This is a genomic window from Accumulibacter sp. (assembly GCF_032229525.1).
Lineage (GTDB): Bacteria > Pseudomonadota > Gammaproteobacteria > Burkholderiales > Rhodocyclaceae > Accumulibacter.
Window position 1 is genome coordinate 1 of record NZ_JAVTWB010000169.1, and the last position, 7,293, is coordinate 7,293.

Sequence of the window (7,293 nt, forward strand, 5' to 3'; positions counted from 1 at the left end):
GGGGAATGTCGCCGGAGGTCCAGAAGCGCGTGTTCGAGCCCTTCTTCACCACCAAACAGGTTGGCCAGGGCACCGGTCTCGGTCTTTCGATTTCCTTCGGCATCATCGAAAGACATCACGGGCGCATCGATGTCCGCTCGCAGCCTGGCCGTGGCACCACTTTCCATATCACCCTGCCGATCGATGGCAGCCAGAGCAGCGTGACGTTGGCATGACTGGTGAGCACGGCACCGCGTCCCGAGTATTCGTGGCGGGTCACCAACAAGGACAAACCTCATGAGCTTCATGAACTGGAGTAGGCACTTCGTCACCGGCATCGAGCTCGTCGATGCCCAGCATCGCGGGCTGGTCGATCTGATCAACCAGGTCGCACCGCTGCTCAGTGGCGACGAGGGGATGGCCGGCAACGAGGCCCGCAGCTTGCTCGATCGACTCTCGGAATACGCGGTGACACATTTTCGCGATGAGGAAGCCATCATGCGCGAAGGGAACATCGATGAGGATGACTTCGCCCATCACATTCGCAGTCATCAGGGTTTCGTTGAGGAGGTGGCGCTGATGCAGGGCCAACTCGACGACGTCGGTATGTACAACGGCCGGGATCTGCTGCGCTTTCTGGCCAGCTGGCTGACCTTCCACATCCTGATCGAAGACCAGTTGATGGCGCGGCAACTGCGCCTGGTCGCTGCCGGACATGGCGCGGTCGAAGCCGCGACCCTGGCGCGCGAAGAAAAGGAGGATTCGGCGCAGGCAGTGCTCACTGACGCATTGGTCGAACTGTTTGCCGTGGTCTCGCGGCGCAACCGGGTGCTGCGCAGTACCAATGAACAACTGCAGGCGACGCAGGAAAAGCTGGCTGAACTCAACGCCAGTCTCGAACGGCAAGTGGAGCAGCGTGGCGGCGAGTTACAGGCGACCAATGAGGAATTGCTGCGCGAGCAGGCAGAGTTGCAGCGGGCGATGGAAGCCGTCGAACGGACCCAGGGCCGCCTGCTGCAATCCGAGAAGATGGCGGCCGTGGGACAGCTCGCGGCCGGTGTCGCCCACGAGATCAACAACCCGATCGGTTTCGTCAGTTCCAATCTGGCGTCGCTCAAGCGCTACGTCGAGCGCCTGCTCGGCGTCATCGACGCGGCCGCGCCGGCGGTGGCCGCGCTGGCCGCCGCTCACCCGGCACGGCTGGCCGCCGAGCAGGCCTTGCAGGAAGCCGAACTCGATTTTCTGCGCGAGGATATTCCGGATCTGATCGGTGAGTCGGCCGATGGGCTGGCGAGGGTGCGCAAGATCGTTGCCGACCTCAAGGATTTTTCGCATGTCGAGGAAGCCGAGTGGCAGGAGGCCGACCTCAACCGCGGGCTGGAGAGTACCCTGAACGTGGTCTGGAACGAACTCAAGTACAAGGCACAAGTGGTCCGCGACCTCGGCGAGCTGCCGGCGGTGCGCTGTATTCCGGCGCAGCTCAACCAGGTATTCATGAACCTGCTGGTCAACGCCGGGCAGGCCATCGAAACGTCCGGCACGATCACCCTGCGCAGTGGCCACGAAGGTCGCCACGTCTGGGTCGAAGTCGAGGACACCGGTGGTGGCATGCCGCCCGAAGTGCAGAAGCGGATTTTCGAGCACTTCTTCACCACCAAGCCGGTCGGCACGGGCACCGGGCTGGGCCTGGCGATCTCCTGGGAAATCGTCCAGCGCCACAACGGCAGCATTGCCGTCGACAGCCAGCTGGGGCAGGGCACGCGCTTTCGCATCCGGTTGCCGATCGCCGGACCTGATCAGGTCGAGGAGGCTTCGCCGTGAGCAGTCCCGCGACTCCCGCGACCCCCGCGACCCCGTACCAGTCGATCTACGATGCGCTGGGCCTGATGGTCATCCGCGTCGATGCTCAGCTCAAGGTCTGGTATGTCAATACCTTCGGCCTGCGCCTGCTCGGCTTCAACCGGCTTGGGCAGGTTTTCAGACGTCCGCTGGTCGAGGTGCTCGGTGCGGGTGCGCAAGCATCCCCCGAGTTTCTTGCCGAGGTTCGCGATAGCGCTGGCCACGCTGGCGTTCGCCAGGCGGAAACGCCGCTGACGACGAGCGACGGCCGGAAACTATGGATTTCGTGGTCGATCGAATGGCGCGCCGGTGCAGACACCATTCTCGCGCCAATCTTCCTCGTCGGCAGCGACGTCACGCGCGTGCACGAAAGCCTGCAGTCGGCGTTGCTGTTTCGCGATGTCGCGCACAACTGCCCGCTATCGATCATGATCACCGACGCCAATCTGGCGATTCTCTTCGCCAACCCCGCGGCATTGGCGATGAGCGGCTATGCCGCCGAGGAGGTCCTGGGTCGCAAGCCGGCGAAGTTTCGCTCCGGCCTGACACCCGACGCGACCTACCGCGACATGCACGAGGCACTCAATGCCGGTTCAAGCTGGAGCGGCGAGTTCGTCAACCGGCGCAAGGATGGCGGCATCTATACGGAGAAGAAGACCATTTTGCCGATCGCCGGCCAGGACGGGCAGTTAGCCTTCTACTTCGCTATCGGCGAGGATCGTTCGAAACAGCAGGAGTTCGAAGGGCGGCTGCAGGATCTGATGAGCACCGATGCGCTGACCGGCTTGCGCAATCGATCCGGCTTTCTCAGCGAGCTGACGCGACTTCTCCAGCACGCCGAGGGAGACAAGGCAGGCGTCGCCGTCGTTCATATCGACATCGACGACTTCGAGAGTATCAACCGCGTGCTCGGGCACGAGTATGGCGACCGCGTGCTGGTCGAGATCGGGAACCGGCTTGGCGATATTCTGCGCGAGGGCGATGTGCTCGCCCGCCTCGGTGGCGACGAATTTGGCGTCTTGCTGACTATCCCGGGGTCACCGTCGGCCGGCAGTTGGGACGAGATTGCGGAGCGTTTACTGGCCGCTCTTCGTCCGGCGCTGGTCGCCGGCGAGCAAGCGATCGAGGTGACACCGTCGATTGGCTTCGCCTGTTTTCCTGACGATGGTACGGAACCCGGCGAACTTCTGGTGTGCGCCGCCAGTGCGACGCAAAGGGCCAAGCGCGAAGGAGGTGATACCGCCGCCCGATTCGATCGCGCGCTGAGCAGCGAAAATTCCGAACGCCGCGAATGGCTCGCCGAGTTGCGTCATGCCGTCGAGAAGAGCGAGCTGCTGCTGCATTATCAGCCGCAGCTCAGCCTGCTGACTGGTGCGGTGATCGGCGTCGAAGCGCTGCTGCGCTGGCAGCATCCGGCGCAGGGTTTGATCCCACCCGGTCGATTCATCCCCATGGCCGAGGACAGCGGGCTGATCGTCTCGATAGGCGAATGGGTGGTCGCCGAAGCCTGCCGGCAGATGCGCGAATGGCTCGATGCCGGCGTGCCGCCGATCAAGGTCGCGGTCAACCTGTCGGCGCGACATTTTCGCTCCGACAATCTTTGCCGGAGCGTCAGTGACGCTCTCGCCGTCCACCAGATTGATCCGCGAACGCTGGAGCTCGAGATTACCGAGGGGGCGATGATGGACGATGTCGGCATCGCCGCGAGGGCCATCCAGCGTCTCAAGGAAATCGGCGTACGGCTCTCGCTCGACGATTTCGGCACCGGTTATTCGTCGCTCGCCTACCTCTCACGCTTCCCGATCGACGTCGTCAAGATTGACCAGTCCTTCGTTCGGGAGATCACCAGCGATCCCGGCAACGCCGCCATCGCCCAGGCGATCATCGCCATGTCGCACAAGCTCGGCAAGGTCGTCCTCGCCGAAGGGGTCGAGACCGAGGAGCAGATGCACTACCTGCGGCGCAACGATTGCGACGAGATGCAGGGCTATTTCTTCTCGCGGCCGCTTCCCGCTGAGCAACTGGCCGTACTGCTCGGCACTGGCAAGCGGCTCGATTTCGGCACCGGAACGGACGCTAGCCAGTCGACCGTGCTGCTGGTCGACGACGAGCCGAGCATACTTTCCGCGCTCAACCGCCTGCTGCGGCGCGAAGGCTATCGGATTCTCATTGCCGACAGCGCCGATGCCGCCTTCGCCGTCCTGGCGCGCGAGCCGGTCGAAGTGATCCTCTCCGACCAGCGGATGCCCTTGATGACCGGAACCGAACTGCTTTCTCGCGTCAAGACGCTCTATCCGAGGACGGTGCGCATGGTGCTTTCGGGTTACTCGGAGATCACCGCGGTCACCGACGCGATCAACAAGGGGTCGATCCACCGCTATCTGAGCAAGCCATGGGACGACGAGCACCTCAAAAGTGAGGTCCGCGACGCGTTCCGCACCTGGAAAGAGCGCTTCGGCAAAGACGGCGCCGCGTAGGGCGCGACAAGCGCGTCGGCCATCGCGCCGGATACGCTTCAAGCGCTCGTGACTTCCTCCATGGCGAGCAGGATCAATGGCTGCTCGCCAGTGATGCGGCGGGCGTTGAGCACCATTTTGAGGTGGCCGACGCCAGCGAAGTCATGTTCCACCGTGAAGTCCTCGATCGCCTGGTCGCGCGGCAGGATGTTGGTCAGCAAATCGCGCAAGGCCGGGATGTCCCACTGCCTCTCGCCAAGATCGTACAGCCGACGGCCGATCGTCTCCTGCGCGGAGACCCGGAAGCGCTTGTAGAACGAGCGGCTGGCGGCGACGACCGAGAGATCGCCAGCGAGTACCAGCAGGGGTTCTCGCACCGTATCAACGACACTTTCGGAAAACAGCCGCGCCGCCGAGACCCTCGCTTCCGCCTCGACACGGTCGCTGATGTCAGCAAAGGTGATCACCACGCCGTCAATCGTCTCGTCGCGCGTGCGGTAGGGTTTCAGGCGGGCCTGATACGAGGTGCCATGCACCGTATGCACCTCCCGCTCGCAATGCTGCTGGGTATCGATCACCGCTTGCGCGTTGCCCAGCAGGTCGGCTCCGACGATATCGCACTTGATGTCGGCCAGTGGCCGGCCGACGTCGTTGGCCGTCAGCCGAAAGAGCAACTTCATTTCGTGCGTGAAGCAGCGGATATGCAAATGCTGGTCGAGGAAGACAATGCCGCCGCTGACGTTGTCGATCAGGTTCTTCAGGTCGTTCTGCGCCTTGGCCAATTGGTCGACGGTGGCCTGCAACTCGGCATTGACCGTCACCAGCTCTTCATTGATCGACTGTAGCTCCTCCTTGGAAGTCTCCAGCTCCTCATTGGTCGATTGCAGTTCTTCGTTGGTCGATTGCAGCTCCTCGTTGGTCGACATCAGTTCCTCGTTCGAGGCCTGCTGGCTTTCGATCGTCGCCTGCAGGTTCTCCCAGGTATGCGCGAGGTCGCGCTCGAGTTCCGCGACGCGCTGCTCGTCCGCTGCTCCGTGGCCGGGGGTGTGGTCGCTCGATGGGCCCGGTACTGCGGGCAAGACGTCCTGGAAGCTCACCAGCAGCAACTGTTGACTGCTGTCTCGGCTGGGTAGTGGGCGCACACTCAGGCTGACCCGCTGCAGCTTGCCGTCAATCCTCGCCGACAGCTCTCGCCCTGTGGTTGCTGTGCCTTGCTCGGCAGCGCCGAGCAGCGCGGCACGCAGTTCGAGTTGCAGATCATCGAGGGCCATTTCGACCACGTTGAGGGTCGCCCTTCCTGGCGCCGGGCGCAGGAACCTGCCGGTGTCGCCGTGCACGAACAGGATCGCGCCCTTGGCGTCGGTGACCACGGAGGCTGGTGCGAACGATTGCAGCAGGGCGCGCCGGGTGAGTTCCGCGAGATTGGTCTGCCCGGCTTTCGTTGCCACCTCCTCGGGCGGTCTGGCACCGCCCGCAATCGGCCACGAGAGCTGGCCAGCGATGAATGCGCGGCTTGAGGCAGTGCTGTTGATCGCACGGTAGATCTGCCACTTGCGGTTCAGCGGGGTGAACAGTGCGCCATGCTCGCCGATACTCTCGGCTGGCGACAGAAACAGCACGCCGCCGAGTTTCAGCGCGTAGTGAAGTGCCGGTATCAGCCGGTTTTGCAGTGCCGGCTCCAGGTAGATCATCACGTTACGGCAACTGATCAGGTCCAGCCGGGTGAACGGCGGATCCTTGATCACGTTCTGGGCGGCGAATACGATCATTTCGCGCACTTCCTTCTTGATCCGGTAGCCGCCATCCTCCTTCTGGAAGAAGCGTTGCAGCCGTTCCGCTGTGAGATCGGCAGTGACGTTGAGTGGGTAGAATCCAGCGCGGGCGACGGTGATCGCTTCCTCGTCGAGGTCGGTGCTGTAGATCTGGACCTTGAGGGCTTTCGGCGCCTGCTCCATGCTCTCGCGTATCAGCATGGCAATCGAGTAGGTTTCCTCGCCGGTCGCGCAGCCCGCCACCCAAACGCGCAGCACGTAGTCGGCTGGTTTCCCGGCCAGCAGATTCGGAATGATTTCCTGTCCCAGAACCTCGAAGGCTTCCGGGTCGCGAAAGAAGCTGGTGACGTTGACCAGCAAGTCCTTGAACAGCGCCTGACTCTCGGCAGGATGTTCCCTGATATAGCTGACGTAGGCGTCCATCCCGGTCAGCTGATGCTGCACCATCCGCCGCGCGATACGGCGGCCGATAGTGCCTTTCTTGTAGAGCGAGAAATCGTGGCCGGTGGCTGCCAGGAGCAGCGCCAGCACGGCGCTGGTATCGTCTGCAGTGGCTGCGGGGGTGGTCGTGGCGTCCGCCGTTGTTTGTGATTCGTCGCCGGTAGCGAGCTGACGTAGGCTGGCCAGTAGCATGGTCGGTATGTCTTCGACCGGCAGGACATGGCTGGCATAGCCGGCCCGGGTGACGCTCTCCGGCATGCCGGCGAACTTCGCCGAGGCCGGCTCCTGGGCAAAGGTGATGCCACCGGCGCCGTAGATGGCGCGTAGCCCCAGGGTGCCGTCGGTGCCGGTGCCGGAAAGGATGATGCCGACCGCGTTAAAGCGTCGTTCGTCAGCCAGCGAGCGGAAGAAGGTGTCGATCGGCATCCGCTGACCACGCGGCAATTCGGGTGTGGACAGCCGCAGGCGGCCGTTGCAGAGGGTCATGTCGTGGTTGGGCGGAATGACGTAAACCGTATTCGCGGCCGTGGCCATCTGGTCTTCAGCCTCCAGCACCGGCATCGCCGTGCAGCGTTGCAGGATCTCGGAGAGCAGGCTCGCGTGGCTGGGGTCAAGGTGTTGCACGAGCACGAAGGCGAGACCGCTGTCCCCTGGCAAATGGCGAAAAAATGCCTCGTAGGCCTCCAGTCCGCCGGCGGAGGCGCCAATGCCGACAACCGTCGGGCCGGCCGGTGAGGTGGGCGAGGGGGCCAGGGGGGAGGGGGGAGGGGGGAGGGGGGAGGGGGGGCTGCCGCAGCTGCTTCCGG

General features: G+C 63.6%; 4 protein-coding genes. 3 read left to right on the forward strand and 1 reads right to left on the reverse strand.

All coding sequences use genetic code 11. The annotated features are described in order from the left end of the window. The 3 genes from RUW20_RS12970 to RUW20_RS12980 all read left to right on the forward strand — a co-directional run. Nucleotides 1-215 (forward strand): ATP-binding protein (locus tag RUW20_RS12970; RefSeq protein WP_313952646.1); only part of this gene is annotated, 215 nt, incomplete at its 5' end. Nucleotides 216-276: 61 nt separating this feature from the next. Then, a complete protein-coding gene (locus RUW20_RS12975) occupies nt 277-1,800 on the forward strand; it encodes a bacteriohemerythrin (RefSeq protein WP_313952647.1) in 1,524 nt (507 codons plus the stop codon). Beyond that, nucleotides 1,797-4,295, forward strand: coding sequence for an EAL domain-containing protein (locus RUW20_RS12980; RefSeq protein WP_313952648.1), 2,499 nt, complete (start codon nt 1,797-1,799; stop codon nt 4,293-4,295). Before RUW20_RS12975 ends, RUW20_RS12980 begins: the two co-directional genes overlap by 4 nt. Before the next feature lie 38 nt (nt 4,296-4,333). On the opposite strand, the gene RUW20_RS12985 is transcribed toward RUW20_RS12980, so the two are convergent. Continuing rightward, the gene (locus tag RUW20_RS12985) at nt 4,334-7,240 is read right to left on the reverse strand and encodes a chemotaxis protein CheB (RefSeq protein WP_313952649.1); all 2,907 of its coding nucleotides are present in this window, start codon (nt 7,238-7,240) and stop codon (nt 4,334-4,336) included. Between the last annotated feature and the right edge of the window lie 53 nt (nt 7,241-7,293).